Raw genomic sequence first — 25,618 nt, forward strand, 5'->3', positions numbered from 1 at the left:
CGCCGAGGCGATGCGCCGTCAGCTCGCGGAGCTGTGGTCAGCGGCGTGCCAGCCGCACATCACCATTCAGATCGTCCCGTTCTCACACCCCGGACATCTCGGCCTGGATGGCAGCGTGACGCTCTTCACGTTCGATGATGACGACCCAGAGCTGGACGTCGCCCACGTCGAGGGCCAAGCCGGCCCGGTCTACCTGGAGAGTGCCGACGCGGTGGGTCGCGCCCGCGCTACTCTCGCGGATGTTGCGAGTGCGGCGATGTCCCCGGACGCAAGCCGGGAGATGCTCGCCGGACTGGCGAACGCGTAACCCACTTTGCGATGAACGGAGTGCTCATGCTGCATGAGCTATCACGCGCCCAATGGCGCAAAAGTCGGCGATCTGGCACAGGCGAAAATTGCGTCGAACTGGCGCAGGTCGTCGCCCTCATGGCCATCCGTGACTCCAAGCGCCCAGCGGCCCCGCCCATCCTCCTGCGAGCGTCCGCCTGGCGCGCGACGGCCGTGGCGATCCGCGCTGGCGCGTACGACCTGTAGCCCTCACGCAAAGGGCCCCGGCGGTGCTGCCGCCGGGGCCCTCCCACTTTGCACTCACGAGCGTAGCTTGTCCGCAGGCAAGTACTAGGGCACAAAGACCCGAATGTTCCTTCCGGGATGGTTTTCTTGCGGGCGTTTTCTGACACGATCTGACTAGTTGGCTAGCTGGCCAGCTAGCCAACTAGTTGATCAGAAGCCCCGCGCGCGCAGCCACTCGTCCAGGGCGAGGGCGATCTGGACGCGCTGCTCGACGTCGTTGAACGCGGCGTACTGCCTGCTGCGCCGCCGCAGGTTAAGCACGGCGGGCACCCGCACGCTGATCTGCTCGGTCTCCTCACGCTCCATGGGCCGGAGCACGTCCCGCGCGTCCGGCGCGGTCGCCCCGGCGAGCGTCGGCTGGGGCAGGTACCCGAACGCTCGGACCGGACCGTGCTCCGGCGGCGGCGGGTCGTGCGGGGGCGAGGCCGGGGCCGCCGCGTCGGGCACGACGGCGAGCGTTCCCCCGGACGCCTCGGTCGGCGTCGGCTGGGTCGGGGCGGTGGGCGGGGTGGTGTCGTCCACGGTGGACGGCGTGGGCGGGGCGCCGAGGCGGCGGCCCTTGCGGGGCTGGTCGCTCACGCGTTCACCGCCAGGTCCTGCTCGACCTCGGCCAGCAGGGCCTCGTACTCGCCGACGTCGGACGGCGCGGTGCCGTAGGCGCGGGAGTACAGGACGCGGGCGCCGATGGTGGTCTCCACGAGCGGGTGCCCGTCGCGCTGCATCTGCTCGCGCCAGCGGGCGGGCTCGGCCGACCGGCCGTCGGCCCGGACGATGACGACGTAGGCGAGCAGCCCGCGCCGGTTGCGGGCGGCGCCGCGCTCGGCCGACGCGAGGGTCGCGGCGACGCGGCGGGCGTCGGCGGCCGCCGGCGCGAGCGGCATCAGCAGCACGTCGGAGACCGACGCGGCCGCCTCCAGCAGGTGCGGGGCGCCGCCGCCGACGTCGACCACGACGACGTCGTGCGCCTGGGCCTGGCGGCCGATCTCGTCGGCGATGTCGTCGTAGGTGTGCCGGACGACCGTGACCGGCAGCGCGTCACCGGCCAGGCGGGCCCAGTCGTGCGCGCTCTGCGAGGTCGGGTCGGCGTCCAGGACGACGACGCGGCGCCCGCTCCGGGCGTAGCGCAGCGCGATGAACATGGCGGACGTGGTCTTGCCGCTGCCGCCCTTGAGCATCCCGAGCGTGATGACGATCGGGCGGTGGGACTCGGTCATGTGTAGGGTTCTCCGTGTCTGTGATCTGGTGATCTGGGTTTCCGGGCGGGCCCGGCGGCGCGCAGCCGCCGGGCCCGTGTCGTTCAGAGGGTGTGCGTACGCCCGTCGGCCAGCTGGATGATGGCCGGGTGGTTGCAGTCGGCTGCGCACTCGGCGCCGCACTGGTGGCACCGGTTGCAGTACGGGCTGCCGCCGCAGTAGCAGCAGTGGTCGGGCGTAACCTCGCCGCGGCCGCCGCAGGCGTCGCAGACGTCGCCGTATTCGTTCCGGTCGCCGCTGCCCTCGCACCAGCTGCAGGTGTAGGTGTCGGCGTCGTCGTCGCAGATCTCGCAGCGCTGGTCCTGCTCGGTCACGTGAGCCTCCGGCGGCGGCCCGAGGGCAGCTGCCGCTGCGGCGTCGGGCGGGGCTCGCCAGCCGTGGCGGTCGTGGTCGGCGGGTCCGCAAGCAGGTAGACGTCGCCGTACTGGAGCACCTGGCCGTCGACCTTCCGCGAGGGCCTCGGCGGCTGGGTGATGTTGACGTCGACCTGGCCCTGCGCCAGGGCGGGCAGCAGGTCCAGCAGCCGCTTCACCTCGGCGACGTCGTCGGGGTCGCCGACCATCCGCAGCTGGACCGGGCGCACACTCTTGGGGGCCATGGGACTCCTGTTCAGGGGGTGAGGACGATGACGGTGGCGTCGTCGCGGTACTCGTCCGCGTCCGGTTCCACGGCGGCGACGAGCGCGTCGGCTAGGGCCTGCGGCTCGCCGTCGCCGTGATCGCGCAGCAGCCGCTCGAACGCGCCGTCGGGCAGGCCGTCGGGGACGCCGTCGGAGGTGAGCAGGATGGTCTGCCAGGCGGAGATCTCGGCCTGGCAGATCGTCGCCGGCGTCGCGCGCCGCAGGGTCGTGCGCACCCAGTTGTCGTGTTCGGCGGCGAGTTCGAGCGGGGCGCCGTTGTGGCGCAAGAACTGGCCCATGGTGTGGACGGTGGTGGCCTGCACGAGCTCCTTGCCGTCCCAACCGTAGGCGACGGCGTCCCCGATCCAGTAGATGTCCACGGGGTCGCCGTCGCCGTGGTCGATCGCGACGACGGCGACCCCGTCCGGCGCCCAGCCATCAGCGTCGGGGGACGCGATCATCTGGTGACCGGTCATCAGCCCGGCCAGGCCGCCGCGCTGCGCCGCCACCCTCGCGACCGCGGCTGCGACCAGCCGCATCGTGTCCGCAAGGTGGCCGCTGTTGCCGATGCCGTCGATCACCACGGCGGCGGTCGTGCCGTCGGCGGCGGTGAACGAGGCCGCCGCGTCGGCGTTGTGGGGGCGGACGCCTCGTCGCGTCGCGCTGGCGATGTTCGTCATGCAGACGTTCCTCTCGGTCGTAGATGATCAGTGCCGGAGCCAGCCGACGGCGTCGCTGGCGATGATCACGGCGGCGAGCACGGCGTGCGCGACGACCAGGTCGCCAGCGCGCCGGGCCGCCGTCCGGATGATCCGGCGGGTCTCGTCACGCACGGTCGGCGTTGAACGTGTGGCAGGCGCCGCAGTACCGGTTCGCGACGTCGTCGGGGTGGTACGAGTCACGGCAGCAGCGCGGGCACATGAAGCTCGGCTGGTCACCGCGGGCCTCGGCCAGCACATCGGCCGCCGCCAGAAGGCCGTCCGTCAGCCAGGCCGGGGCGTTGCGCTGGAGGGTGTACGCCAGCAGCCGTGCCTCGGTCGGGCGGGTGATCTGGAACGGGTTGGCCTGCCCGTCACGGACGAGGTGGAGCTTCGGCGCCATCGCCTCGCCCGCCGTGACGACCTGGAACACACTGACCTCCAGGTACTCGCCGCCGTCGTTGCCGTCCGTGACCAGGACCCGATGGACGCGCAGCGTGCGGAGGCCGGAGTCGTGTCCGTTCGGCAATCGGCACCACGACGGGCACGCCGCGAGGCCCGGCGCCGAGGCGTTCGCGGTCACCGGAACGCCTCGGCGGCCTTGACGGCCAGGGCGCGGTCGGCGGCGGCCTCGGCCACCACCCACCGCACCGCGGCCCCCCGCGAGGGGAACGTGGTGTCGCCCGCGTTGCGGCGGACGGAGTAGGTGTCGGAGGTGAGGCCGACGCCAGCGCTCCACCGCAGCGCCCCGCGCTGGGTGCGGTGGTGGCACACCAGCCCGAGGACCGCGGCGGGCGTGCGCGGTGCGTCCTGGTGCTCGGTGAGGTAGTACAGGTCCGGGCCGTCGCCGGGGCGGTAGGCCGGCAGCGGCCCGGGGTGCAGCCACACCCCGTGCTGGCGGACCGGCGGCGACCCGTACCCCATGGCGGCCGTGGTGGTCAGCGTGGTCTCGTCCGGGCGGCTGTCCGTGCGGACCAGGCACGCTACGCCGCACTCCCGGCACAGGTACCGGGTGGTCGTCTCGGTGTAGTTGCCGCCGCGTTCGGCGACTCGCAGCCGCAGCTGCTCGTGCTGCGAGACCTCCCACAGGGAGGTGCCGACGCGCGAGCACTCCTTGTCGTGCTCGGCGAACGGCCGCGTGCGGAAATAGTGATCACTGGCGAGCAGGCGCATCTGGACTCCAGGTACGGGGAAGGGGCGCCGGGCCCGCCCGCAGGCGGGCCCGGTGGTGGGTCAGCTGCTCTTGCGGCGGCGGCGGACGGCGCGGAGGCGGCGACCGGGCTGGATCGCCGCGACGGCAGCGCTGGCGGCGGTGTCGCCGATCGCGGTGTACCGCGCGGTGGTGGAGGGGTCCTGATGGCCGAGCAGCTCCTGGGTGAGCCGCAGGTCGCGGTCGACCGCGTAGACGGCCGTGGCGAACCGGTGCCGGAGCTGGTGCATCGTCTCCACAACACCGCAGCGGTGCAGGTGCTGGTTGCCCAGGTAGCTGACCCTGTTGCGGGAGACGTGGCCGTTGGAGCCGTCGAGTCGCGGGAAGAGCCAGAGGCGGCGGGTGCGGAGGGTTTCCTCCAGCTCGGCCAGGACGTAGTCGCTCAGGGCGACCTGACGTTCGTGCTGGCCCTTGCCGGTGATGTGGATGAACGGCTGCGGTGAGGTGTCGTAGACGTCGCGGCGGCGCAGCACCGAGATCTCGCAGCAGCGGAGGCCGACGTATCCGGCCAGCACCAGCCAGGGCCGGATACGAGGCGGCGCGCAGTCGATGGCGTGTTCGAGCCGATCGTCGGCGATGGGCCGAGGCAGCCGACGCGGCAGCCGAGGCAGCGGCACGCCGAGCGCGGGGTTCTCGGCGAGGTGTCCGGCCTTGACGGCCCAGCTGTAGAAGCTGCGCAGGTAGGCGACGTAGGTCGTGATGGTGACGTCGGCGATCGTGAGGCTGGCACGCCACGTGACGAACGTGGGGCCGTCGACGTCCATCAGGCCCAGTCGCTGCTCGCCCTGCTGCTCCTGGAGCCAGCGGTCGAGCCGGATGATCTGGTTGCGGTAGTTGTGAATGGTGCTGTCGGCGTTGCCTTCGAGCCGCATCCAGGCGGTGTACTCCTGCACCAACGCGGCGTCGTTGCCATACCAGGTGTGCCCGTGCTGAGTCATGCTGCGTGCTCCCGTACGCGCGGTGTCATGACGGGGGCGGGTGCTGGTCCCGGGGTCGGGGCTTCCCGGGAGGCCAGCCGAGCAGCTGCTTGGGCAGATCATGCGGCCACCGCCACCGGCGAATCAAGCCCTTGAATCTGGACCGATCCCGCTGCACGCGCGGGCGCGCGATCCCACGTCCGCGCCCGTCGAAACGCGTAGAAGGGGTGGATAAAGACCAATTCGTTACCCCGCGGTGCGGGTATCCGGGCCTGCCGGGTACCCGCGCGGGCGGCGGCGGGGGAGGGCGAGGAGGACGAGGCTCGCGGTGAGCAGGGCGAGGCCCGCGACGGCCGGGGCGCCGAGGTGTTCGCCTAGGAGGGTGAGGCCGATCAGGGCGGCGACGGCCGGTTCGGCGAGGGTGAGGGTGGTGGCGGTCGCCGCCGTGGTGGTGCGCAGGCCGCGCGCGAACAGCCGGTAGGCGGCCGCGATCGTGACGACGCCGAGGTAGAGGGTGACGGCGAGGCCGGTCCCGGACGCCGCCCACGCCGTCCCCGACACGGCCAGGACGGGCAGCAGCACGAGCGCGGCGCCGCCGAACAGCGCGCCGGTGACGGCGCGGTCGTCGACCCCGGCGGCGATCAGCCGCGCGGTGATCACCGTGTAGACGGTGTAGACGAACCCGCTGAGCAGCGCGAGCAGCACGCCGCCGGGCTCGGCGCCCGCGTCGGCGCCGCCGCCGACGAGCAGCGCGCAGCCCGCCACGGCGCCGCCGGTGGCGGTGAGCCACCGCCCGCCGAGCCCGCGCCGCACGATCAGCCCCGCGAACGCGGGCGCGCTGCCGAGCGACACGACGGTCGCGACGGCGACGCCGGTCCGCCCGACGGCGGCGTAGTAGGCCGTCTGGTACGCGGCGGCGCACCCGACGCCGACGGCGACGACGGCCACGCCCCGCCGGCCCCGCCGCAGCAGCGCGGCGAGCGGCGCCCGCGCGGTCGCGAGCGCGAGGACGAGCAGCAGCAGCCCGCCGACGACGATCCGCGCGGACGACACCGCGACCGACGACCCTCCGGCGAGCGTGGACACGGGCCCGGCGGTGCCCCACAGGCACGCGGCGGTGAGGATGGCGGCCGTCCCGCCCGATCGCGGGGACGGCGAGGTGTTCGCGGCGCGCGTGACGGGGCGCGCGACAGTGCTTTCGGACACGAGGAAACTCCTGGATGCGATCCTCGTCCGCCGACGACGGCGGACGACACGGACGATGACGAACTGATCCGTGTCCGAGGCGCAGCAGAGGAGCGACGGGCGCGCACGGCGCCGGGTCGCAGGACTCAGCGGAAGAAGCTCACCACGCCCCGGCTAGGAGCGGGGCGGTCCGCAGTTCGGCGTCCAGTAGTCCATGCAGGGAGGATAGCGGACGCCCACGCCGGGACGTGGGCGTCCGCGGCGGACGTCAGGCCGGGACGGCGTCGTCGGCGGCGGCCAGCGTGCGGCCGACCACGCCGGGCAGGGTGCGGCAGACCTTGGCCAGCTCGCGCAGGTCGCCGTTGACGAGCGCCTGCGGGCCGTCGCACAGCGCCGTCTCGGGGTGGGGGTGGACGTCGATGATGACGCCGTCGGCGCCGACCGCGATGGCGGCCCGGGTCAGCGGCAGGACGAGGTCGCGGCTGCCGCCCGAGTGCGACGGGTCGACGATCACCGGCAGGTGGCCGAGGCGCTGCGCCACCGGGACCGCCGAGATGTCGAGGGTGTTGCGGGTCGCCTTCTCGAACGTGCGGATGCCGCGCTCGCACAGCACGATGTCGAGGTTGCCGCGCTGCGCGACGTACTCGGCGGCCATCAGCCACTCCTCGATCGTGCCGTTCATCCCGCGCTTGAGCATGACCGGCTTGCCGGACTCGCCCGCCGCCTGGAGCAGCGCGAAGTTCTGCGCGTTCCGGGTGCCGATCTGGAGCATGTCGGCGTAGGACGCGACCAGTTCGACGTCGGCCGCGTCCACCACCTCGGTCACGACCGGCATGCCGGTCTCGGCCCGCACGTCGGCGAGGATCTTCAGACCGGCCTCGCCGAGGCCCTGGAAGGCGTACGGCGACGTGCGCGGCTTGAACGCCCCGCCGCGCAGCAGCGACGCGCCCGCCGCCTGCGCCATCTGCGCGGCCGCCAGCGTCTGCTCGGGCGTCTCGACCGCGCACGGCCCGGCGATCAGCGTCATCGTCCCGGGCCCGATCGGCACCCCGCCGACCCGCACGACCGACCGCTCGGCGTGGTTCTCGCGGCTGACGAGCTTGTAGGGCGCCGAGATCCGCACGACGTCGGACACCCCGTGCTGCCCGCGCAGGTTCAGCGTGCCGAACTGCTGGACGTCGCCGACCAGGCCGACGATGGTGCGTTCCACGCCGCGGCTGACGAACGCCGCGCCGCCGGCGGCCTCGACCAGTCCGACGACCCGCTGGACATCGGCGGCGGTGGCCTCCGGGGCCATGACGACGACCATGTGTGCTTCTCCCTCGTGGGTGCGGGCGCCGTGCGGCGCCCGCGGGCTCGTGTGCTCGCTGGGTGGGCTGGACCCCGGCCACGGACCCCGGAGAAAAGGCGAAAGCCCCGGGCGCCGGGCCCGGGGCTCTCACTCGTGGTCTGTCAGCGCAACGTCTGGCAGACCAGCCGCCCGGGCTGGCCGTACCAAAACAGATAGACGAGGTTGCGCATGCGGCACAGCGTAGCCCATGACGGCCGTGGTCCGGACCGGGGGCCGGATATGGCTCAGCTCACGCCGGGTGGCAGGATGGCCGCGTCATGGCCTCCTCCGCGCAGACCCCCGCAGCCGACGAGCCCTCGGACCGCCCGTCCGACGCGGTGCTGCCGCCCGGCCAGTACGTTCCGCGCGGCTGGCCGGTGCTGCACTACGGGCCGGTGCCCAAGTTCCGCCCGAAGGACTGGGACCTGCGCGTCATCGGCATGACGGCGGACGGCGGCGAGTACCGCTGGGACTGGGAGGCGTTCCAGGAGCTGCCGGTGACCGAGACCGTCGCCGACTTCCACTGCGTCACCAAGTTCTCCCTGCCCGGCAACCGCTGGGCGGGCGTCGCGTGCGCGGCGCTGGCCGAGCTGGCGCCGCCGCATCCGGACGTCACGCACGTCATGGTGTGGGCCGACTACGGCTACAGCGCGAACCTGCGGCTGGCCGACTTCCTCGCCGCCGGGACGCTGCTGGCCACCCATCGCGGCGGGGAGCGCCTCACCGCCGACCACGGCTTCCCCGTCCGCATCGTCGTCCCGCACCTGTACGCGTGGAAGAGCGTCAAGTGGGTGCGGGCCGTCGAGTACATGATCGGTGACCGGCGCGGCTTCTGGGAGGAGCGCGGCTACCACAACGTCGGTGAGGCGTGGCGGGAGCAGCGGTACTCGTACCAGGAGGACCCGGGCGAAGCCCCGCCCCTCTGAATCGGCCTCTTTACCGCGAAACTCTCTCACTTCCCCGGCCGCCGGTTTACGGTGAGTCGTCATGACCGAACCCTCCGTCTCCCACCCCGGCGCCCGGTCGCCGCGCCGGTGGCCGCGTACGCGGCGCCGGTCCGGCGCCCGCACCGAGGAGGGCGTGTTCGCGGCCCTGCACGCCGTCGCGCGGGCCGCCCCCGAGCTGCGCACCGGGCTGACGCCCGAGACGGCGCGCCGCGCGGTCCGGCACCTGCGCGCGCTGCTCGGCGCGGAGGCGGTCGCGCTGGTCGCGGCGGGCGCCGTGGGACGCGACGACGACGGCCCGCGCCGCGAGCCCCCCGCCGGGGAGGCGGGCGCCCGGCTGCTCGCGTGGGAGGGCACCGCCGCGCACCCGCACGCCCGGCACGCCCCGGCCGACGCCGGGCCCGTGCTGGCCACGGGCCGCCCGCGCGTGCTGCCGCCCGAACTGCTCGGCTGCGACGTGCGCGGCTGCCGCGTCAACGTCGGCGTCATCGTCCCGATCGCCGTGGACGGCCGCGTCGCCGCGACGCTGGCCGTATACGGGCACGAACTGTCCCAGGCGCGGTTGCGGGCCGTCGCCGAGGCCGCCGCGTTCCTCGGCGGCCAGCTCGAACTGGCCGAGCTGGACCGGGCCCGGACCCGCGCGGCCGAGGCCGAGCTGCGGGCGCTGCGCGCGCAGATCTCGCCGCACTTCGTCTACAACTCGCTGACGGCGATCGCGTCGTTCGTCCGGACCGACCCCGAGCGGGCCCGCGACCTGCTGGTCGACTTCGCCGACTTCGCCCGCTACTCGTTCCGCAACCCGCGCGACTTCACCACGCTCGCCGACGAACTGCGCTCCATCGACCGCTACCTGCTGCTGGAGCGGGCCCGGTTCGGGGAGCGGCTGCACTTCACGGTCGAGGTGGCGCCGGAGGTGCTGCCGGTCGAGGTGCCGTTCCTGTCGCTGCAACCGCTCGTGGAGAACGCGATCCGGCACGGCATGGCGGGCTCGTCGGGGCCGTTCCACATCGCCGTCGAGGCCCGCGACGACGGCACCGAGGCCGCGATCAGCGTCCGCGACGACGGCGTCGGCATCGACCCCGAACGGCTGCGCGGCATCCTGGCCGGGGCCGTGGACGGCGGCCGGCGCGGCATCGGCCTGGCCAACGTGGACGAGCGGCTGCGGCAGGTCTACGGGGAGGAGTTCGGGCTCGTCGTGGACAGCGAGCGCGGCGCGGGGACGCGGGTCCGGCTGCGGGTGCCCAAGCACCGGCCGCGCCCGGCGGGGGGACGGTCGTGACGCGCGGCGCGATCTCCCCGGAGCCGTCGGCGGACCCGTCCGGTCCGGTGCAGGCCCGGCGCATGTTGCGCGTCATGGCCGTCGACGACGAGGCCCCCGCGCTGGCCGAGCTGACGTACCTGCTGCGCCGTGACCCGCGCGTCGGCGAGGTGACCGGCGCGAGCGAGCCCGCGGCGGCGCTGCGCGACCTGTCGACGCTGCTGGCGGCGGGCGAACGGCTCGACGCGATCTTCCTGGACGTCCGGATGCCCGGCCTGTCCGGGCTCGACTTCAGCCGCCTGCTGGCCGGGTTCGCGGCGCCGCCGCAGGTGGTGTTCGTGACCGCGCACGAGGACGGCGCGGTCGCCGCGTTCGAGCTGGGCGCGGCCGACTACCTGCTCAAACCGCTGCGCCCCGAGCGGCTGGCCGAGGCGGTGCGCCGCGTGGCGGGCGCCATCGGCCGCGCCGAGCGGCCCGCGGCGGCGGCGCCCGCCGAGGAGGAGGACGAGACCGTCCCGGTGGAGCTGGGCGGCCGGACCAAGCTGGTCTCGCGGCGCTCGGTCGCGTACGTCGAGGCGCACGGCGACTACGTCCGGCTGCACACGGCCGACGGCCGCTACCTGGTGCGGATGCCGCTGGCGGCGCTGGAGCGACGCTGGGAGGGCGCGGGGTTCGTGCGCATCCACCGCAGCACGCTGGTGTCGCTCGCGCACATCAGCGAGCTGCGGTTCGACGGGGGCCGCGCGGCCGTGCAGGTGGGCCCGGCGCTGCTGCCGGTGAGCCGCCGGCACACCCGCGCCGTGCGCGACCTGCTCGTCCGGGGGTTCCGGCAGGACGCCGCGCGGTGAGGACGCGCCGTTCGTCGCGCCGGACCGTCCGCTCGTCGCACGATCACCGTGCGTATATCGCTGACTACTGACCGTTTACCGAGCCTTGTGTTTTCTGAGTGCCGGACGGTACTCATCTCCCTCTAGTGTTCTCAGTGGCGCCAGAACATCCCCGTGGCTGAGGTGGCGCCCCACAGGACAACACTGGAGATCCACGGTGCGAGCGATCGCACCGGGATCAGTCACCGCATCCCGTACCGGGGGGGTGGGATGCGGCGACCGTGGTCCGGGTATCGCTGAGCAGTCGGGGGGTTGTTCAGCGATACCCGGACCCTTTTCTTCCCCCGCCCCGCCCCCCCCGCGCCGTACCTCGCCCCGCGCCTCGCCCCGCGCCTCGCCCCGCGCCTCGCCCCGCGCCTCGCCCCGCGCCTCGCCCCGCGCCTCGCCCCGCGCCTCGCCCCGCGCCCCGCCCCGCGCCCCGCCCCGCGCCCCGCCCCGCGCCTCGCGCCGTGCCGCGCCTCGTGCCGCGCCCCACCGCGCGTGCCCCGCGCCGCCGCGCGTGCCCCGCGCCCCGCGCTGCGCCGTGCCCCGCGTCGCTTCGTGCGCCGCGCCTCGCGCCTCGCCGTGCCCCGCCCTGAGCCGCTCCGCGCTGCGCCGTGCGCCGCGCTGTGCCCCGCCCGCCCCGCGTCCCGCCCTGCGCCGCTCCGCGCCGCGCCGTGCGCCACGCCGTGCGCCGTGCCGCTTCGTGCCGCTTCGTGCCGCTTCGTGCGCCGCGCCGCGCCGCGCGCCGTGCCGCGCCGTGTGCGCCCCGCGCCCCGCGCCCCGCGCTGCGCCGTGCCCCGAGCCGTGCGCCGCGCCCCGAGCCCGCCATGCGCTGCGCCGCGCGCCTCGCCGTCCGTCGTGCTTCGTGCCGATGTGTGCCGTGCCGGGTCGCGGGGTGCGTCGGGGCTCGTGGGTGGCGTGGGCGGGGCTAGTGGGGTGTGTCTCGGAGTTTCTTGAGGGTTGTGATGTCGGTGGCGTGTGGGGTTGAGCCGGGGCCCGGCGTTTCGATGACGAATGGGACGCCTGCCACCTCGGGATGGTGCAGGAGTTCGGCGAACGCGTCGGTGCCGATGTGGCCCGCGCCGATGTTCTCGTGGCGGTCCTTGAAGGAGCCGCAGGCGTCCTTGGAGTCGTTGGCGTGGACGAGGTCGAGGCGGCCCGGGCCCACCGCCGCGACCAGCTCACCGATCATGTCGGTGACGCCGCCGTCGGCGGCCAGGTCGTGCCCGGCGGCGAAGGCGTGGCAGGTGTCCAGGCAGACGCCGAGCTTGGCGTGGTGGTCGAGGCGCTCGAAGAACGCGCCCAGGTCACCGACCTTGGCGGCCAGCATCTTGCCCTGCCCGGCCATCGGCTCCCACAGGAGGCGCGGGCCGTCCTCGGGGATCTCGTCCAGCAGCGGCAGCACGTGCTCGCGGACCTGGTCCATCGCGGCGTCGTACGGCTGGCTGACCGCCGACCCGGTGTGCACGACGACGCCCCGCGCCCCGATCGCGTGCCCGCGCGACAGCGCGTGCCGCACGGTGGCGACGGACTTGGCGACCGTCTCGGCGTTCGGTGACCCGAAGTTCACCAGGTACGGCGCGTGCACGAACACCGGCACGTCGTCGCGTTCGCGCAGCCTGGCGTCCTCGGCGGGCTTGCCTTCGGGCAGCGCCCACCCGCGCGGGTTCGAGGTGAACACCTGGATCGTCTCGGCGCCGATCTCGGCCGCGTACTTCAACCCGCCGGTGGCCAGCCCCCCGGCCACCGGCACATGCCCCCCGACGGGGCTCAACGTAGTCGTCATAGGCCAACGAGCCTAGTTGCTGGCCGAACCCACTGGTCAGGGCCATGCCGCCGCCGCCCCGAGAGTCACGTGCCGAAGGCGCGGCAAGAGCAAATTCAGCCCCAGATGGTGATCTCGCTGTTGCGGGGGGCCTGGGTGCGGGGGAGGGGGTTCTGGCCGAGGACGTGGTTGCCGACGCGGCTGCCGATCTTGACGCGGAAGCCGGACGCCTCGATCGAGCGGCGCGCCTCGTCGAACGTGAGCGCCACCACCGACGGCACCGGGATCTGGCTGCCCTGTTCCGATCCGCCGTCGGAGCAGAAGAACTGGCCGATGAGGCAGTCGCGCGGGGTGACGAACAGCGTCACCTTGTCACCCCGGGACACGCCCGTGCCGGGCTCGGGGTCCTGGTCGACGACGGTTCCGGCGGGTTTGCCCTCGGTCTCGCGCTCCTGCGTGTCGACCTTGAGGCCGAGCGAGGTGAGCTGGTCCTGGGCGTCCTTGGTGGGGCGGCCGGTCAGGTCGGGGACGGACATGCCGCTGCTGAGCACGAGGTCGACCGGGCGGTCGGGGGAGTGCTCCTCACCGGCGGCGGGCTTGGTGCGCAGCGCCTCGCCCTTGGCGACCGTCTGGGACGGGACCGAGGTGACGTCACCGACCTCGAACCCGCGCCGTTCCAGTTCGCTGCGCGCGTCGGCCTCGGACTTGCCCTTCACGTCGGGGATCTCGCGCGGCACCCGGCCCTTGGAGATCTGGATCGTGACGGTGGCGCCCTGCGAGACGCGCGCGCCGGGCGCGGGGTCGGTCGCGGCGACCTCGCCCCGGTCGACCCGGTCGTTGAAGATCTGCGGGCCGCGCCGGACGTTCAGCCCGGCATCGGTCAGCGCCCGCTGCGCGGCGGCGGCCTCCATCCCGATGATCTTCTCGGGGACGTGGTCGTACTGCCCGGAGACCTGGTACCAGACGGCCCAGCCGAGCACGACCGCCGCGACGACGCCGAGCGCGATCAGCGCGTACCGGCCGGTGAGCGCGGACAGCGCGCCGCCCGCCGGGCGCTCGGGCGGCGGCTCGGGACCGCGCGCGGAGCGGGCGTCGAGGACGGCCGTGCGGTTCGGCGGCGGCGCCTGGAGCACGGACGTGGCGTCGTGCCGGGCGGACTCGGCCAGCCGCCGGTCGAAGTCGGGGGACAGGCCGCCGTGCACCTCGGCGGCGGCGGCCAGGAACGCGTTCGCGTCGGAGTAGCGGGCGTCGGCGTCGCGGGCGGTGGCGCGCGCGACGAGCGCGTCGACGGACGCGGGCAGGCCGGGCGTGAACGCCGACGGCGCCGGGACGGTCTCGTTGGCGTGCTTGTAGGCGACGGCCAGCGGGGTGTCGCCCTCGTAGGGCAGCCGCCCGGTCAGCAGCTCGAACAGCAGGACGCCCGCCGCGTACACGTCGGAGCGGACGTCGGCGTGCCCGGACAGCACCTGCTCGGGCGCCAGATACCCGACCGTGCCGATGATCATGCCGGTGCGGGTCATCTTCGACGCGGTCTCGGCGCGCGCCAGCCCGAAGTCGGCGACCTTCACCTGCCCGTCGGCGGCGATGAGGACGTTCTCCGGCTTGATGTCGCGGTGTACGAGCCCCGCCCGGTGGGCGGCGCCGAGCGCCGCCAGCATCGGCTGGAGCAGCCCGAGCGCGGCGCGCGGACCGATGCGGCCCTGCTCGTCGAGCAGGTCGCGCAGGGTGCGGCCGCGCACGTACTCCATGACGAGGAACGCGTGCTCGCCGTCGGTGCGCTGGTCGTACACGGCGACGACGTTGGGGTGGGAGAGCGCGGCGGCGGCCTTGGCCTCACCGATGAAGCGGCGGACGAAGTCGTCGTCGGCGGCCAGGTGCGCGTGCATGACCTTGAGCGCGACGACCCGGTCGAGCCGGATGTCGCGGGCCACGTAGACCGTGGCCATGCCGCCCCGCGCGACGCGGGACTCCACGCGGTACCGCCCGTCGAGCACGCGCCCGACGAGTGGGTCCGCAACCGTCGTGTCCATCGAAGTGAGTTTACGGGCGATTCCGCGTGGAGCCCATCGGCCGGGAGGATGAAGCGATATCGCTCCGCTGTGTGACGCCGTCCCCGACCTCCGGACCGGTTCCGGCGGGGACCTCGGCCGCGCGGCGGGGACGGCTGCGCGTCACGGCCACGCCGGCCAGGCACAGCACGCCGCCGAGCAGCGTCACCCAGCCGGGCACCTCGCGCAGGAACAGCCACGACAGCAGGACGACGATGGCGGGCGAGGCGTAGGTCGTCGCGCCCATCTTCCCGGCGGACGTGCGGGCCAGCGCGTACGACCAGGTGGTGAACGCGACGGCGGTGGGGAACACGCCGAGGTACACGACGTTGGCGGTCGCCGTGAACGACGCCTCCCGCACGCCGGACACCAGCGACGGCGTGAACGGCAGCAGCGCGACCGCGCCGATCGTCGCGCCCCACGTCGTCACCTGGAGCGGCGAGGCGTACCGCAGCGCGGGCTTCTGGACCACGACGGACGTCGCCCACGTCGCGGCCGACAGCAGGCACGCCAGGACGCCGAGCAGCGGCGCGTGCCCGTCGCCCGACATCGACAGGCCGACGACGGCGGCCCCGGCGAACGCGACGGCCATCCCGGCGAACAGGCGGGGCGGGAACCCCTCCTTGAGCAGCCAGCCGCCGAGCAGCGCCATGAGGATCGGCCCGACGTTGACGACGAGCGCGGCCGTTCCGGCGTCCACCTGCTGCTCGCCCCAGTTCAGCGCGACCATGTAGACCGCGTACCAGAGCACGCCCGCCACGGCGATCGCGGGCCACGCGGCGCGGGGCGGCAATTTCTCCCGCCGGACGAGGCAGTACAGGCCGAGGACGGCCGAGGCGACGAGCATCCGCCCGAGCGCCAGCGCGCCCGCCGAGTACTCGGCGCCCGCCTGCCGGATCGCCACGAACGCGGACGCCCACAGCACGACGGTGACGGTCGCCGCGACGACGGCCAGACGCTCGGGGGACAGGCGTGAACTCATGCGATCAACCCTGCTCGCGCGGGTCGCCAGGGTCCAGCGACTTCTTGTCGACTCAACCCTTTAGCGGCGCTGAACGATCAAGACCCGCACGGCCGTATACACGCGAACCACACGGGTCAGGGCCGCATCGCCTCGGGAGCAAGATCACCCGCCGCGCAGCGGCGGGTGATCTTGCTCCCGAGGCGATGCTAAAGAGGCCCTGACCCCGGCCGCGCGGAGGCGCGGCCAACAGGCAGAGCGCGGCCAGGAGAGCTCGCCTGGGCGAGGTGGCGGCGGGGGATGCGGCCCGCCAGGCGGGCCAGGCGGCCGGACTCGACGGCGTGGCGCATGGCGGTGGCCATCGTCGCCGGGCGCTGCGCGCGGGTGACGGCGGTGGCGAGCAGGACGGCGTCGCAGCCGAGTTCCATGGCCAGGGCCGCGTCGCTCGCGGTGCCGATGCCCGCGTCCAGGACGACCGGGACGCCCGCGCTCTCGACGATCAGCTCGATGTTGTGCGGGTTGCGGATGCCGAGGCCCGAGCCGATGGGGGAGCCGAGCGGCATGACGGCCGCGCAGCCCGCCTGCTCCAGCCGCCGCGCCAGCACCGGGTCGTCGTTGGTGTAGGGCAGCACGACGAACCCGTCGGCGACGAGCCGTTCGGCGGCGTCCAGCAGCTCGACCGGGTCGGGCAGCAGGGTGCGCTCGTCCGCGATGACCTCCAGCTTCACCCACGGCGTGCCCAGGGCCTCGCGCGCCAGCCGGGCGGTCAGCACCGCCTCGCCCGCCGTGAAGCAGCCCGCCGTGTTCGGCAGCACCCGCACCCCGCAGTCGCGCAGCACGTCGAGCACCGAGCCGCGCGCGGCGGGGTCGACGCGACGCATCGCGACCGTCGTCAGCTCCGTGCCGGACGCGGTCAGCGCCTCGGCGAGCACCTGGAGGCTCGGCGCCCCGCCGGTGCCCATGATCAGTCGCGAGCCGAACTCCTCGCCCGCGATCACCAGCCGGTCGTCACTCATGCGTTCACCCTCCCTGGACCGCCGTCAGCACCTCGACGCGGTCCGCGTCGCGCAGCGGCGTCGCGGCCCACGCGGACCGCCGCACCACCTCGTCGTTGAGCGCCGCCGCGACGCCCGACGCCGCCGGGCTCACGGCGCCGACGACGTCGGCCACGCTGGCGCCCTCGGGCACCTCGCGCGGCTCGCCGTTCACGATCACCTTCACGTACGTCACCCCTCAGAATCGGGACGGCAGGAACGGGACGCCGACGTCCGGAACGGTCCCGTCGAGCAGCGCGGCGGTCAGCACGTCGGCGCTGACCGGGGCGAGCAGGACGCCGTTCCGGAAGTGGCCGGTCGCCAGGACGAGCCCCGGCACGCCCTCGGCGGCCCCCATGACGGGGGCGTTGTCGGGCGATCCGGGACGGAGGCCCGCGCGCACCTCGGCGAACTCCAGCTCGGTCACGCCCGGCACCAGGTCGCGGGCGTCGCGCAGCAGCTCCCAGAGGCCGCCGGCGGTGACGCGGTCGTCGAAGCCCAGCTCCTCCTGGGTGGCGCCGACGACGATCTCGCCGTCGGCGCGCGGCACCAGGTACACGTGCGAGCCGCGCACCAGCCCGCGCACGGTGCGGGTGAGGAACGGGCCGCGCGCCCGCAGCCGCAGCACCTGTCCCTTGACGGGCCGGACGGGCGGCAGCGTGCCGGGCGGCAGCCCGCCGACGTCGCCGGACCACGCCCCGGCGGCCAGCAGCACCCGGTCGGCGGACAGTTCCGTGCCGTCGTCGAGGCGGACGCCCGCCGCCCGGCCGCCGGTGACGATCACCTCGGCGGCGCGCCGCCGGACGACGCGCGCCCCGAGCTTCTCGGCGGCGGCCAGCAGCGCCGGGGCCAGCAGCCGGGGGTCGACCGAGCCGTCGTCGGCGGCGAACAGGCCGCCGCGCACGCCCGGCGCCAGCATCGGTTCCAGTTCGCGCGCCTCGCGGCCGGTGAGGGCGACGACGGGGATGCCGAGCGATTCCTGGAAGGTGCGCAGCTCGGTGAGCTGTGCGAAGTCGTCGGCGTCGTAGGCGACCTGGACGAGGCCCGCGCCGTGGTACCCGGCGTTCAGGCCCGTCTGTTCCTCCAGTTCGGCGACGAAGTCCGGGTAGCGGCCGCGCGACTCCAGCCCGAGCCGCAGCAGTTCCTCTTCGCCGTACGCCAGCTCGCCCACGGGCGCGAGCATCCCGGCCGCGACGGCGGTGGCGCCGCCGCACGGGTCGGGGTCGACCAGCGTGACGGCCGCGCCGCGCGCGGCGGTCCGCCAGGCGGTGGCGAGGCCGATGATCCCGGCCCCGATGACGACGATCTCCATGCGCGCTCCCTTCGCCGGCATGATCCGGATCAGGTTCGACGGTCGGCGGCTCCCCAGCCACCCTCTCAGCCCGGTTTCACCAGACTCCCGTGCTTTGTCCGCTTCAAGCCTACGTCCCGGCGGGCGCCCGGACGCCGTCCGGCTAGGGTGCGCTCATGGAACGGGTGATCGTCGTGGGCGGTGGGCTCGCCGGGGTGCGGGCCGTGGAGGCCCTGCGCGCCAGGGGGTTCGAGGGGGCGCTGACACTGGTGGCGGGGGAGCCGCACCGGCCCTACGACCGGCCGCCGCTGTCCAAGGCGGTCCTCGCGGGGGACACCGACGACACCACCGTGGCCGCCGACTTCGGCGCGCTGCGCTGCGAGGCGCTGCTCGGCGTCCGCGCCACCGGGCTCACGCCGTCCCCGGACGGCGGCGGCACGCTCGCCACCGACGGCGGCGCGCTGCCGTTCGACGGCCTGGTCATCGCCACCGGCGCCGCCCCGGTCACGCTGCCCGGCGACGGCCGCCAGCACGTGCTGCGCACCATCGAGGACGCCCGCGCGCTGCGCGCCGGGCTGGTGCCCGGGGCGCGGGTCGTCATCGTCGGCGCGGGCTGGATCGGCGCCGAGGTCGCGACGGCCGCCGCGACGAAGGGCTGCGCGGTGACGGTCGTGGAGGCCGGGGACACGCCGCTGGCGTCCGTCCTCGGGCCGGAGGTCGGCGCGCGCACCGCCGCCTGGTACGCCGAGGCGGGCGTCGAACTGCGGACCGGCGTCACGGTCGCGGCCGTCGGACCGGGCGGGCTCGCGCTCGCGGACGGCGGCCGGATCGACGCCGACGTGGTCCTGACCGGCGTCGGCGTGCGGCCCTCGACCGGGTGGCTGGACGGGTCGGGCGTGGACGTCGAGCGCGGCGTCGTCACGGACGCGGCGCTCCGCGTCTCGATCGGCGGCGCGGCCCGCTCCGACATCGTCGCCGTGGGGGACTGCGCGGCGTGGTGGTCGGGCCGGTACGGCCGCCGCCTGCTCGTCGAGCACTGGGACACCGCGCTCAACGCGCCCGACACGGCCGCCGCGACGCTGCTCGGGCAGGACGCCGCCTACGACGCCGTCCCGTACTTCTGGTCCGAGCAGTTCGGGCGGATGGTCCAGTACGCGGGGCTGCACGACGCGGGCTCCCGCCGGATCGACCGGGGCGATCCGGGCGGGCCGTCCTGGTCGGTGGCGTGGCTCACCGGGGACCGGCTCGACGCGATCCTCACCGTCGACCGGCCGCGCGATCTCGTCCAGGCGAAACGGGTCATGGCGTCCGGAACCCCCGTGGACGCGGCCGCTCTGGCCGATCCCGCCGTGCCGGTCCGGGAAGCCGTCCTGAAATGATCTACCTTGCGAAGATCGTTCGGGCCCCCGCGCTGGGTTTGCGCGCTTCTCAGGCGTGGTAGCAAGGGGGCGTGACGCAGACGCACGCAACCGTTGACAGCGCTCTCGACCCGCAGACCGACGGCCTCATCGGCACCTGGCTCTCCCTGGAGGAGACCGCCGAGCGGCTCGGGATCAAGCCCAACCGCGTCCGGCAGCTCCTCAGCGAGCGCAAGCTGCTCGCCGTGCGGCGCGGCGGCAAGCCGGAGGTCCCCGCCGACTTCGTCGGTGACGGCCAGGTCATCAAGGGCCTGTCCGGCACCCTGAACCTGCTCTCCGACGCCGGATTCGACGACGTCGAGACCCTGCGCTGGCTCTTCACCGCCGACGACACCCTGCCCGGCACGCCCGTGCAGGCCCTCGCCGAGAACCGGGGCACGGAGGTCCGCCGCCGCGCCCAGGCGCTGGCCTTCTAGCCCCTTCCCACACCCGTACACTGCGCGGGGCCGTGCGCGTCGGCGCGCGGCCCCGCCCTCGTGTTCCCGCTGAAAGGCCCCGCGTGACCCGCCACCTGCCCTCCGACCGCGCGGTCGCGCTGCGCGCGCGCCTGGCCCGCGCCCGCCTCTACCTGTGCACCGACGCGCGCGAGGCGCGGGGCGACCTGCCCGCCTTCCTCGACGCGGCCCTGGCGGGCGGGGTGGACGTCGTGCAGCTCCGCCAGAAGGGCCTGGAGGCCCGGCAGGAGATCGCGTACCTGGAGACGTTCCGGGCGGCGTGCGACCGGCACGGCGCGCTGCTGGCCGTCAACGACCGCGCCGACGTCGCGCACGCGGTCGGCGCCGACGTCCTGCACCTCGGCCAGGACGACCTGCCCGTTCCGGCGGCCCGCGCCATCGTCGGGCCGGACGTCCTCATCGGCCGCTCCACCCACGACCCGGGCCAGGCCGCGGCCGCCGCCGCCGAACCCGGCGTCGACTACTTCTGCGCGGGCCCCGTCTGGCCGACGCCGACCAAGCCCGGCCGCGCGGCGCCCGGCCCCGGCCTGCTCCGCGCGGTCGCCGGGACGCCGCAGACCCGGCCGTGGTTCGCCATCGGCGGCATCGACGCCGCGAACCTGCCCGACGTCCTGGCCACCGGCGCGCGCCGCGTCGTCGTCGTCCGCGCGATCACCGAGGCCGCCGACCCGCGCGCCGCAGCGGCGGCGCTGGCCGCCGCGCTGCCCCCGGCGCAGGACTGATCCCCATCACCGACAATGGTCGTATGACCGGACCTGACGACGACCGCACGGACGAGGACGAGCAGACCCGCGACGACACCGACGTCGGCTGGGGCGAGTGGCGCGAGCCGGACGACGACGAGCGCCTGCTCGCCGAGCGCCCGCCGCACTGGTAGCGGGCTACCAGACGATCCCGACGCCGAACCCGGCGCCGACGACGCCGCCGAGCGCGACCATCATCCGCCACCGGTACCGGGGGATGCGGCGCGGGCCGGTGCGCTCCTCGTGCGGCGCCTCGTCGCGCAGCACCCGGACGAGCCGGGACGTGGTGGGCCGCGCCTCGGGGTCCTTGTCCAGGCACCGCAGCAGCAGGTCGCGCAGCGGGCCGTCCAGGTCGCCGAGGTCGGGCGGCCGGGAGGTGATCCGGCGGGCGAGCACGTCCCCGGCGCCGAAGCCGAACGGCGGGTGGCCGGTGGCGGCGTAGACGAGCGTCGCCGCCCACGCCCACACGTCGGCGGGGGCGCCGACGGGCTCGTCCTCGATGTGCTCGGGCGCCTGGTAGGCGGGGTGCGCGACCTCCCGCGCGTCCGGGTCGGCGGTCCCGGCGCCGGTCACCTTCGCGCCGCCGCGCGGGTACAGGACGCGGCCCGGCTCGAACGCGCCGTGCGTGGTACCGGCGCGGTGCAGGGCGGCGAGGGCGGCGGCGGTGCGCCGCGCGGTCGCGGCGAGTTCGGCGGCGGGCAGCGGGCCGTCGGCGCCGACGACGTCGCGCAGCGACGGCCCGTCCACGTACTCACCGACGACGTGGGGCTTGTCGCCGCCGACGTCGCTGTGCACGACGCGCGCCAGGTGCCTGGACGACGCCTGCGCGGCGGCCTCCAGCCGCGCCTGCGCGACGGCCCGCGAGCGCGGCCCTCGCACCCACGGCAGCACCGAGAGGACGACGAGCCCGCCGTCGGCGTCGCGGGCCAGGTAGTCGGCGCCGAGGCGCTCCAGGACGGTGTGCTCGCCCAGCCGGGAGGGGACCGGCAGGACGAGGCGCGGCGCGGGGCGCACGGACGTGCGTGAGGACAAGGGGGGCTCCGACTCGGCGGGGGGCGGACGAAGATTGCCTTAGTTCTATCGGGAATCTGGCGATTCCGGCAGCCCGTTGCCGGAATCGCTTCGCGCGTCGGTCAGCAGGCACCCCCGCCCACCGCGAACGCCCCGGTCAGCGGCAGGTTCCGCGAGGACGCGCCGACGCCGACCCGGTAGCAGCCGGGCGCGACCTTCCACGCGTTCGCGCGCACGTCCCAGTGGCTGAGCGACCGCGTCGTCAACGGGAACGTCACCCGCGTGCTCTGCCCGGGAGCCAGCGCCACCTTCCGGTATCCCCGGAGCTGGCGCGGCGGTTGCGGCACCGCCGCCGACGACGGCAGCCCGAGGTAGAGCTGCGGCACCGCGTACCCCGGCCGCGTCCCGGTGTTGGTGACCGTGACCTGCACGCCGTCCGGCCGGACGGCCAGCCCGCCGTAGCGGAACGTCGTGTACGACAGCCCGTGCCCGAACGGGTACCTGGGCGCGATCCCCTTCGCGTCGTAGTGCCGGTAGCCGACGAGCACGCCTTCGCTGAACGTCGCGGTCTTGCCCTCGCCCGGCACGGCGGGGACGTCCTGCTCGCGGACGGGGAACGTCACCGGCAGCCGCCCGCCGGGGTCGGCGTCGCCGTACAGCACGCGCGCGAGCGCCTGCCCGGCCTGCTGACCCGGGTACCAGGCCGCCACGATGCCCTTCACCTCGTCCGCCCACGGCATCAGCACCGGGCCGCCGGTCTCCAGCACGACGATCGTGTTCGGGTTCGCCCTCGCCACGGCCGAGACGAGGCCGTCCTGGTCGCCCCGGACGGGGTCGCCGCAGCGCAGCGTCAGGCACGACCTGTCCATGAACTCGCCGGTCGAGTCGGTGACGAACACGATCGCGACGTCGGCCTTGCGGGCGGCGTCGGCGGCGGCGCCGTGGTTCCAGCCGTCGGTGTAGGAGACGGAGGCGCCCTTCGCGCGGGCCGCGATGCCCTGACGCGGCGACACGGACGCGAACGGCTCGACCTTCGCCGAGCCGTGCCCGGCCGGGACCTGGTCGGCGCCCCGCCCGATGAGCGCCACCGAGCGCGGGTTCGCCAGCGGCAGCGCGCCCCCGGCGTTCTTCAGCAGCGTGATGCCGCCCTCGGCCAGCTCCCGGGCGGCGGTCTCGCTCGCGGACCGGTCCACGCGGGTCAGGTCGTTGGCGTGGGCGGGGCGGTCGAACACGCCGTGCCGGAACATCGTGCGCAGGACCGCGCGGGCGTGGCCGTCGATCGTCACCTGCGTGACCCTCTTCTCCGCGACGGCCCGCTTCAGCGTCCAGGCGTTGTACCGCATCCCGATCGGCAGTTCCAGGTCCAGCCCGCCGTTGGCGGCGTCCGCCCCGTCCTTGGCCGCGAAGTGGTCGGACGCGACGATGCCGCCGAAGCCCCACTCGCCGCGCAGCACGCCGTTCAGCACGGACCCGTCCTGGCACGCCCAGCGTCCGTTCAGCTTCCCGAACCCGCACATGACGACGGCCGCGCCGCCGTCCTTGACCGCCGCCTCGAACGGCGGCAGGTAGATCTCCCGCAACGTGCGCGGATCGACCTTCATGTCCAGTTGCAGGCGGTCGGTCTCCTGCGTATAGACGGCCAGGTGCTTCACCGACGCCAGCACGCCCTGCCGCTGCGCCTCCCGGACCCAGGCCGCGCCGAGCCCGGCCGACAGGTACGGGTCCTCGCCGAACCCCTCGAACGCGCGGCCGTTGCGCGGCGTGCGCAGCACGTCCACCGACGGGCCGAAGATCACGTCGTTGCCCCGGTGCCGCGCCTCCCACGCGACCGTGCCGCCGTAGCGGGCGGCGGCGGCCGGGTCGAACCCGGCGGCCAGCGCGATCGGCGCGGGCAGCGCCGTCGCCCGGCCCTGCCGGACGCCCGCCGGGCCGTCGGCCATGTACAGCGGCGGGACGCCGAGCCGTTCGATGCCCCCGTTGGTGTCGGCGTGCGCCGTCTCGACGTACCCGCCGAGCGGGCCGCCCAGCGGGTCGTCGGCGGACAGCAGCGCGATCTTTTCGTCCTCGGTCATCTTCGCCAGGACGAGCGCCGCGCGGTCCTCGGGGGAGCGGCGCGGGTCGCACCACGGCCGCTGCGCGGGATCGCCGCAGCGGCCCGGCGCGGACTGCGCGGGCACGGCCGCGAGGGCCAGCACCGACGCCGCCGCGCCGGCCGCCGCCAGCCAGGCGCGGACGCTCACGGGTGCTCGCCCGTCTCGTCCTGGACCCGCAGCGCGTTCAGCGTGAACGCCGTCATCTGGTAGTTGCCGATCAGCATGATCAGCTCGATGGCCTCGGTGTCGGAGAACCGGCCGGTGATCGCCGCCCATGTCGCGTCGCCCACGGTGCCGGTCGCGTGCAGCTCGTCGGTGGTGGTGAGGACGACGCGGTCGGCCGCGTCCCACGGGTACGCGTCCAGGGGTTCGCGCAGCGCCGCCAGGTGCTCGTCGGTCAGCCCCGCGTCGAGCGCGAGACTCCGGTGGTGCGACCACTCGTAGGCGCAGGCGCGGAGGTGGGCGGTGCGCAGGATCGCCAGCTCACGGTCGCGGGCGCTCAGCGACCCCCGCATGAGGAGCTGGGACGCGAACCCGATCCACGCCTGGAACAGCGCCGGATGGCGGCCCAGGGTGGAGAACACGTGGAGTTTGCCGGTGGAGGAGGCGACGGCCTGGAGGAAGTCGTCCCACTCGGCCTCCGGGAGGGGTGGGATGCGCGCTGGGATGGGCTGCTCGGCGGACATGGGTTCTTTCTGCCACCAAATGGTGGGAGAGTGCTACCCCATCGGCGCTAATTGGCCGGTTTGTGTCAATTCTGCGGTCGGCGGCTCACGCGCGCCGCGTGATCGCCGCCACCGCCAGGTCCGCCAGCGCCGCGTGCGCGTCCGCCGCGATCGGCGCCGCGTCCAGCGCCGCCGTCGCCTCGGCCGCGTACCCGTCGATCAGCGCCTCGCACGCCGCCAGGCCGCCGCTGTCGGTGATGATGCCGCGCAGCTCCGCCACGCCCGCGGCGTCCAGCTCCGGGTCGCCCAAGAGCCGGTTCAACGTCGCCGCCCGCGCCGCACCGGCGCGCTCCAGCGTCAGCGCGACCAGCACCGTGCGCTTGCCCTCGCGCAGGTCGTCCCCGGCGGGCTTGCCCGTGACCTCCGGATCGCCGAAGACGCCGAGCACGTCGTCGCGGAGCTGGAAGGCGACCCCGACCGGCAGGCCGTAGCCGGTGAGGGCGGTGGCGACGTCGGGGTCGGCCCCGGCCAGCGCCGCGCCCAGGTGCAGCGGGCGCTCGATCGTGTACTTGGCGGCCTTGTACTCGACGACGCGCAGCGCCTGCTCGACCGTCGCGCCGCCGCGCGCGCCCGCGAGCAGGTCCAGGTACTGGCCGAACATCACCTCGGTGCGCATCAGGTCGTAGACGCGCCTGCCGCGCGCCAGCCGCTCGGCGCCGAGCCCGCTCGTCTCGAACATCTCGCCCGACCACGACAGGCACAGGTCACCGAGCAGGATCGCCGCGCCGAGCCCGAACGCCTCGCCCGCCGCCCAGCCCTGCCCGGCGGCCATCGCCTCGAAGCGGCGGTGCGCCGAGGGCAGCCCGCGCCGGGTGTCGCTGGAGTCCATGACGTCGTCGTGCACGAGCGCGCTCGCCTGGAGCAGCTCCAGGGACGCGGCGGCGTCGATCAACCCGGGCTCGTCGGCGCCGCCGCCGGCCGCCCGCCAGCCCCAGTAGCAGAAGGCCGGGCGCAGCCGTTTGCCGCCCGACAGAAGCGCCTCCAGCGCCTCCATGAGCGGCGTGACGTCCTCGCTGATCGCCCACAGGACGGGACGCTGCCGTTCGACGAAAGCGGTCAGCGCGTCGTCCACCTGTTTGCGGATACGGATCAGCGACATGACGTGATCGTATCCAGACCAGACACGGCACTCACAACGGATGAAGTCCTTAGATTATGTATTTGTAGTTAATTCGGGTATTCGTGGTTGTTTGGTCGCGGCCGGTCACCGGCCCGGAC

Annotated in this window: 30 protein-coding genes; 9 read left to right on the top strand and 21 right to left on the bottom strand. The window is 74.6% G+C overall.

Going from position 1 to position 25,618, the window contains the following annotated elements; all coding sequences use genetic code 11:
• Positions 1 to 307: Scr1 family TA system antitoxin-like transcriptional regulator (locus C229_RS34800; RefSeq protein ID WP_018658542.1), on the top strand; the 307-nt coding region annotated here is incomplete at its 5' end.
• A 26-nt stretch (positions 308 to 333) separates the two neighbouring features.
• Positions 334 to 534 (top strand): DUF397 domain-containing protein, encoded by a 201-nt coding sequence (locus C229_RS33915; RefSeq protein ID WP_081640061.1) that lies wholly within the window; start codon positions 334 to 336, stop codon positions 532 to 534.
• A 189-nt stretch (positions 535 to 723) separates the two neighbouring features.
• On the opposite strand, the gene C229_RS32185 is transcribed toward C229_RS33915, so the two are convergent.
• The 11 genes from C229_RS32185 to aroF form a co-directional block, all read right to left on the bottom strand.
• Positions 724 to 1,152 (bottom strand): hypothetical protein, encoded by a 429-nt coding sequence (locus C229_RS32185; RefSeq protein WP_018658543.1) that lies wholly within the window; start codon positions 1,150 to 1,152, stop codon positions 724 to 726.
• Positions 1,149 to 1,787 carry a ParA family protein gene (locus tag C229_RS0128545; protein ID WP_018658494.1) on the bottom strand — a complete coding sequence of 213 codons (639 nt, stop codon included), beginning with the start codon at positions 1,785 to 1,787 and terminating at the stop codon, positions 1,149 to 1,151. The genes C229_RS32185 and C229_RS0128545 overlap by 4 nt, the downstream gene beginning before the upstream one ends.
• Positions 1,788 to 1,870: 83 nt before the next feature.
• Positions 1,871 to 2,140, bottom strand: coding sequence for a hypothetical protein (locus C229_RS32190; RefSeq protein ID WP_018658493.1), 270 nt, complete (start codon positions 2,138 to 2,140; stop codon positions 1,871 to 1,873).
• On the bottom strand, positions 2,137 to 2,424 hold the full coding sequence (locus C229_RS0128555) for a hypothetical protein (RefSeq protein WP_018658492.1): 288 nt from the start codon (positions 2,422 to 2,424) through the stop codon (positions 2,137 to 2,139). The genes C229_RS32190 and C229_RS0128555 overlap by 4 nt, the downstream gene beginning before the upstream one ends.
• 11 nt (positions 2,425 to 2,435) lie before the next feature.
• Complete coding sequence (locus tag C229_RS0128560) at positions 2,436 to 3,125, bottom strand: SpoIIE family protein phosphatase (protein ID WP_018658491.1); 690 nt, start codon at positions 3,123 to 3,125, stop codon at positions 2,436 to 2,438.
• Positions 3,126 to 3,152: 27 nt separating this feature from the next.
• Positions 3,153 to 3,278: a hypothetical protein gene (locus C229_RS35940; RefSeq protein ID WP_018658490.1), complete on the bottom strand. Its 126-nt coding sequence runs from the start codon at positions 3,276 to 3,278 to the stop codon at positions 3,153 to 3,155.
• Complete coding sequence (locus tag C229_RS0128570; RefSeq protein ID WP_155885105.1) at positions 3,271 to 3,726, bottom strand: hypothetical protein; 456 nt, start codon at positions 3,724 to 3,726, stop codon at positions 3,271 to 3,273. Before C229_RS0128570 ends, C229_RS35940 begins: the two co-directional genes overlap by 8 nt.
• A complete protein-coding gene (locus C229_RS0128575) occupies positions 3,723 to 4,316 on the bottom strand; it encodes a hypothetical protein (protein ID WP_018658488.1) in 594 nt (197 codons plus the stop codon). Before C229_RS0128575 ends, C229_RS0128570 begins: the two co-directional genes overlap by 4 nt.
• 60 nt (positions 4,317 to 4,376) lie before the next feature.
• On the bottom strand, positions 4,377 to 5,291 hold the full coding sequence (locus tag C229_RS32195; protein WP_169513881.1) for a tyrosine-type recombinase/integrase: 915 nt from the start codon (positions 5,289 to 5,291) through the stop codon (positions 4,377 to 4,379).
• Positions 5,292 to 5,516: 225 nt separating this feature from the next.
• Complete coding sequence (locus C229_RS0128585; RefSeq protein WP_018658546.1) at positions 5,517 to 6,476, bottom strand: DMT family transporter; 960 nt, start codon at positions 6,474 to 6,476, stop codon at positions 5,517 to 5,519.
• Between the two features lie 247 nt (positions 6,477 to 6,723).
• The gene (gene aroF, locus C229_RS0128590) at positions 6,724 to 7,764 is read right to left on the bottom strand and encodes a 3-deoxy-7-phosphoheptulonate synthase (RefSeq protein WP_018658547.1); all 1,041 of its coding nucleotides are present in this window, start codon (positions 7,762 to 7,764) and stop codon (positions 6,724 to 6,726) included.
• 299 nt (positions 7,765 to 8,063) lie between these two features.
• Between aroF and C229_RS0128595 the strand changes: the two genes are divergently transcribed.
• The 3 genes from C229_RS0128595 to C229_RS0128605 all read left to right on the top strand — a co-directional run bounded on the left by C229_RS0128595 (position 8,064) and on the right by C229_RS0128605 (position 10,835).
• Entirely contained in the window at positions 8,064 to 8,711 is a 648-nt protein-coding gene (locus C229_RS0128595; RefSeq protein WP_018658548.1) for a molybdopterin-dependent oxidoreductase, read from the top strand.
• 61 nt (positions 8,712 to 8,772) lie between these two features.
• Positions 8,773 to 10,008: a histidine kinase gene (locus C229_RS0128600; RefSeq protein ID WP_018658549.1), complete on the top strand. Its 1,236-nt coding sequence runs from the start codon at positions 8,773 to 8,775 to the stop codon at positions 10,006 to 10,008.
• A complete protein-coding gene (locus C229_RS0128605; RefSeq protein WP_018658550.1) occupies positions 10,005 to 10,835 on the top strand; it encodes a LytR/AlgR family response regulator transcription factor in 831 nt (276 codons plus the stop codon). Before C229_RS0128600 ends, C229_RS0128605 begins: the two co-directional genes overlap by 4 nt.
• 949 nt (positions 10,836 to 11,784) lie before the next feature.
• On the opposite strand, the gene C229_RS0128610 is transcribed toward C229_RS0128605, so the two are convergent.
• The 6 genes from C229_RS0128610 to thiO all read right to left on the bottom strand — a co-directional run bounded on the left by C229_RS0128610 (position 11,785) and on the right by thiO (position 17,976).
• A complete protein-coding gene (locus C229_RS0128610) occupies positions 11,785 to 12,642 on the bottom strand; it encodes a deoxyribonuclease IV (RefSeq protein WP_026314246.1) in 858 nt (285 codons plus the stop codon).
• Positions 12,643 to 12,737: 95 nt separating this feature from the next.
• A complete protein-coding gene (gene pknB, locus C229_RS0128615) occupies positions 12,738 to 14,651 on the bottom strand; it encodes a Stk1 family PASTA domain-containing Ser/Thr kinase (protein WP_018658552.1) in 1,914 nt (637 codons plus the stop codon).
• A 10-nt stretch (positions 14,652 to 14,661) separates the two neighbouring features.
• Positions 14,662 to 15,651 carry a DMT family transporter gene (locus C229_RS0128620; protein ID WP_018658553.1) on the bottom strand — a complete coding sequence of 330 codons (990 nt, stop codon included), beginning with the start codon at positions 15,649 to 15,651 and terminating at the stop codon, positions 14,662 to 14,664.
• Positions 15,652 to 15,839: 188 nt separating this feature from the next.
• Positions 15,840 to 16,646: a thiazole synthase gene (locus C229_RS0128625; RefSeq protein WP_018658554.1), complete on the bottom strand. Its 807-nt coding sequence runs from the start codon at positions 16,644 to 16,646 to the stop codon at positions 15,840 to 15,842.
• A 4-nt stretch (positions 16,647 to 16,650) separates the two neighbouring features.
• Positions 16,651 to 16,851, bottom strand: a complete 201-nt coding sequence (gene thiS, locus C229_RS0128630; RefSeq protein ID WP_026314247.1) for a sulfur carrier protein ThiS — start codon at positions 16,849 to 16,851, stop codon at positions 16,651 to 16,653.
• 12 nt (positions 16,852 to 16,863) lie between these two features.
• The gene (thiO, locus tag C229_RS0128635; RefSeq protein ID WP_018658556.1) at positions 16,864 to 17,976 is read right to left on the bottom strand and encodes a glycine oxidase ThiO; all 1,113 of its coding nucleotides are present in this window, start codon (positions 17,974 to 17,976) and stop codon (positions 16,864 to 16,866) included.
• Positions 17,977 to 18,131: 155 nt separating this feature from the next.
• Between thiO and C229_RS0128640 the strand changes: the two genes are divergently transcribed.
• The 4 genes from C229_RS0128640 (at position 18,132) to C229_RS35945 (ending at position 20,705) form a co-directional block, all read left to right on the top strand.
• The gene (locus C229_RS0128640; protein ID WP_018658557.1) at positions 18,132 to 19,334 is read left to right on the top strand and encodes an NAD(P)/FAD-dependent oxidoreductase; all 1,203 of its coding nucleotides are present in this window, start codon (positions 18,132 to 18,134) and stop codon (positions 19,332 to 19,334) included.
• A gap of 71 nt (positions 19,335 to 19,405) precedes the next feature.
• Positions 19,406 to 19,789: an Rv2175c family DNA-binding protein gene (locus C229_RS0128645; RefSeq protein WP_018658558.1), complete on the top strand. Its 384-nt coding sequence runs from the start codon at positions 19,406 to 19,408 to the stop codon at positions 19,787 to 19,789.
• 83 nt (positions 19,790 to 19,872) lie between these two features.
• Positions 19,873 to 20,550, top strand: a complete 678-nt coding sequence (thiE, locus tag C229_RS0128650; RefSeq protein ID WP_018658559.1) for a thiamine phosphate synthase — start codon at positions 19,873 to 19,875, stop codon at positions 20,548 to 20,550.
• A gap of 23 nt (positions 20,551 to 20,573) precedes the next feature.
• Positions 20,574 to 20,705 carry a hypothetical protein gene (locus C229_RS35945; RefSeq protein WP_018658560.1) on the top strand — a complete coding sequence of 44 codons (132 nt, stop codon included), beginning with the start codon at positions 20,574 to 20,576 and terminating at the stop codon, positions 20,703 to 20,705.
• 4 nt (positions 20,706 to 20,709) lie between these two features.
• Here the strand turns inward: C229_RS35945 and C229_RS0128660 are convergent, their stop codons facing one another.
• The 4 genes from C229_RS0128660 to C229_RS0128675 form a co-directional block, all read right to left on the bottom strand.
• Positions 20,710 to 21,603 (bottom strand): protein kinase domain-containing protein, encoded by an 894-nt coding sequence (locus C229_RS0128660; RefSeq protein ID WP_026314249.1) that lies wholly within the window; start codon positions 21,601 to 21,603, stop codon positions 20,710 to 20,712.
• Between the two features lie 101 nt (positions 21,604 to 21,704).
• The gene (locus C229_RS0128665) at positions 21,705 to 23,822 is read right to left on the bottom strand and encodes a beta-glucosidase family protein (protein WP_018658561.1); all 2,118 of its coding nucleotides are present in this window, start codon (positions 23,820 to 23,822) and stop codon (positions 21,705 to 21,707) included.
• A complete protein-coding gene (locus C229_RS0128670) occupies positions 23,819 to 24,361 on the bottom strand; it encodes a carboxymuconolactone decarboxylase family protein (protein ID WP_018658562.1) in 543 nt (180 codons plus the stop codon). Before C229_RS0128670 ends, C229_RS0128665 begins: the two co-directional genes overlap by 4 nt.
• 85 nt (positions 24,362 to 24,446) lie before the next feature.
• Positions 24,447 to 25,499: a polyprenyl synthetase family protein gene (locus C229_RS0128675; RefSeq protein ID WP_018658563.1), complete on the bottom strand. Its 1,053-nt coding sequence runs from the start codon at positions 25,497 to 25,499 to the stop codon at positions 24,447 to 24,449.
• Positions 25,500 to 25,618: the final 119 nt, after the last annotated feature.

Source organism: Actinomadura flavalba DSM 45200, from assembly GCF_000374305.1.
Taxonomy (GTDB): Bacteria; Actinomycetota; Actinomycetes; order Streptosporangiales; family Streptosporangiaceae; genus Spirillospora; species Spirillospora flavalba.

Bases quoted from the DNA above. Each gene is read 5' to 3' on its own strand.
- C229_RS33915 (WP_081640061.1), top strand. From the start codon at position 334: ATGCTGCATGAGCTATCACGCGCCCAATGGCGCAAAAGTCGGCGATCT.
- C229_RS0128545 (WP_018658494.1), bottom strand. From the start codon at position 1,787: ATGACCGAGTCCCACCGCCCGATCGTCATCACGCTCGGGATGCTCAAG.
- C229_RS0128555 (WP_018658492.1), bottom strand. From the start codon at position 2,424: ATGGCCCCCAAGAGTGTGCGCCCGGTCCAGCTGCGGATGGTCGGCGAC.
- C229_RS0128560 (WP_018658491.1), bottom strand. From the start codon at position 3,125: ATGACGAACATCGCCAGCGCGACGCGACGAGGCGTCCGCCCCCACAAC.
- C229_RS0128575 (WP_018658488.1), bottom strand. From the start codon at position 4,316: ATGCGCCTGCTCGCCAGTGATCACTATTTCCGCACGCGGCCGTTCGCC.
- C229_RS32195 (WP_169513881.1), bottom strand. From the start codon at position 5,291: ATGACTCAGCACGGGCACACCTGGTATGGCAACGACGCCGCGTTGGTG.
- aroF (WP_018658547.1), bottom strand. From the start codon at position 7,764: ATGGTCGTCGTCATGGCCCCGGAGGCCACCGCCGCCGATGTCCAGCGG.
- C229_RS0128595 (WP_018658548.1), top strand. From the start codon at position 8,064: ATGGCCTCCTCCGCGCAGACCCCCGCAGCCGACGAGCCCTCGGACCGC.
- C229_RS0128600 (WP_018658549.1), top strand. From the start codon at position 8,773: ATGACCGAACCCTCCGTCTCCCACCCCGGCGCCCGGTCGCCGCGCCGG.
- C229_RS0128610 (WP_026314246.1), bottom strand. From the start codon at position 12,642: ATGACGACTACGTTGAGCCCCGTCGGGGGGCATGTGCCGGTGGCCGGG.
- pknB (WP_018658552.1), bottom strand. From the start codon at position 14,651: ATGGACACGACGGTTGCGGACCCACTCGTCGGGCGCGTGCTCGACGGG.
- C229_RS0128620 (WP_018658553.1), bottom strand. From the start codon at position 15,651: ATGAGTTCACGCCTGTCCCCCGAGCGTCTGGCCGTCGTCGCGGCGACC.
- C229_RS0128625 (WP_018658554.1), bottom strand. From the start codon at position 16,646: ATGAGTGACGACCGGCTGGTGATCGCGGGCGAGGAGTTCGGCTCGCGA.
- thiO (WP_018658556.1), bottom strand. From the start codon at position 17,976: ATGGAGATCGTCGTCATCGGGGCCGGGATCATCGGCCTCGCCACCGCC.
- C229_RS0128640 (WP_018658557.1), top strand. From the start codon at position 18,132: ATGGAACGGGTGATCGTCGTGGGCGGTGGGCTCGCCGGGGTGCGGGCC.
- C229_RS35945 (WP_018658560.1), top strand. From the start codon at position 20,574: ATGACCGGACCTGACGACGACCGCACGGACGAGGACGAGCAGACCCGC.
- C229_RS0128670 (WP_018658562.1), bottom strand. From the start codon at position 24,361: ATGTCCGCCGAGCAGCCCATCCCAGCGCGCATCCCACCCCTCCCGGAG.
- C229_RS0128675 (WP_018658563.1), bottom strand. From the start codon at position 25,499: ATGTCGCTGATCCGTATCCGCAAACAGGTGGACGACGCGCTGACCGCT.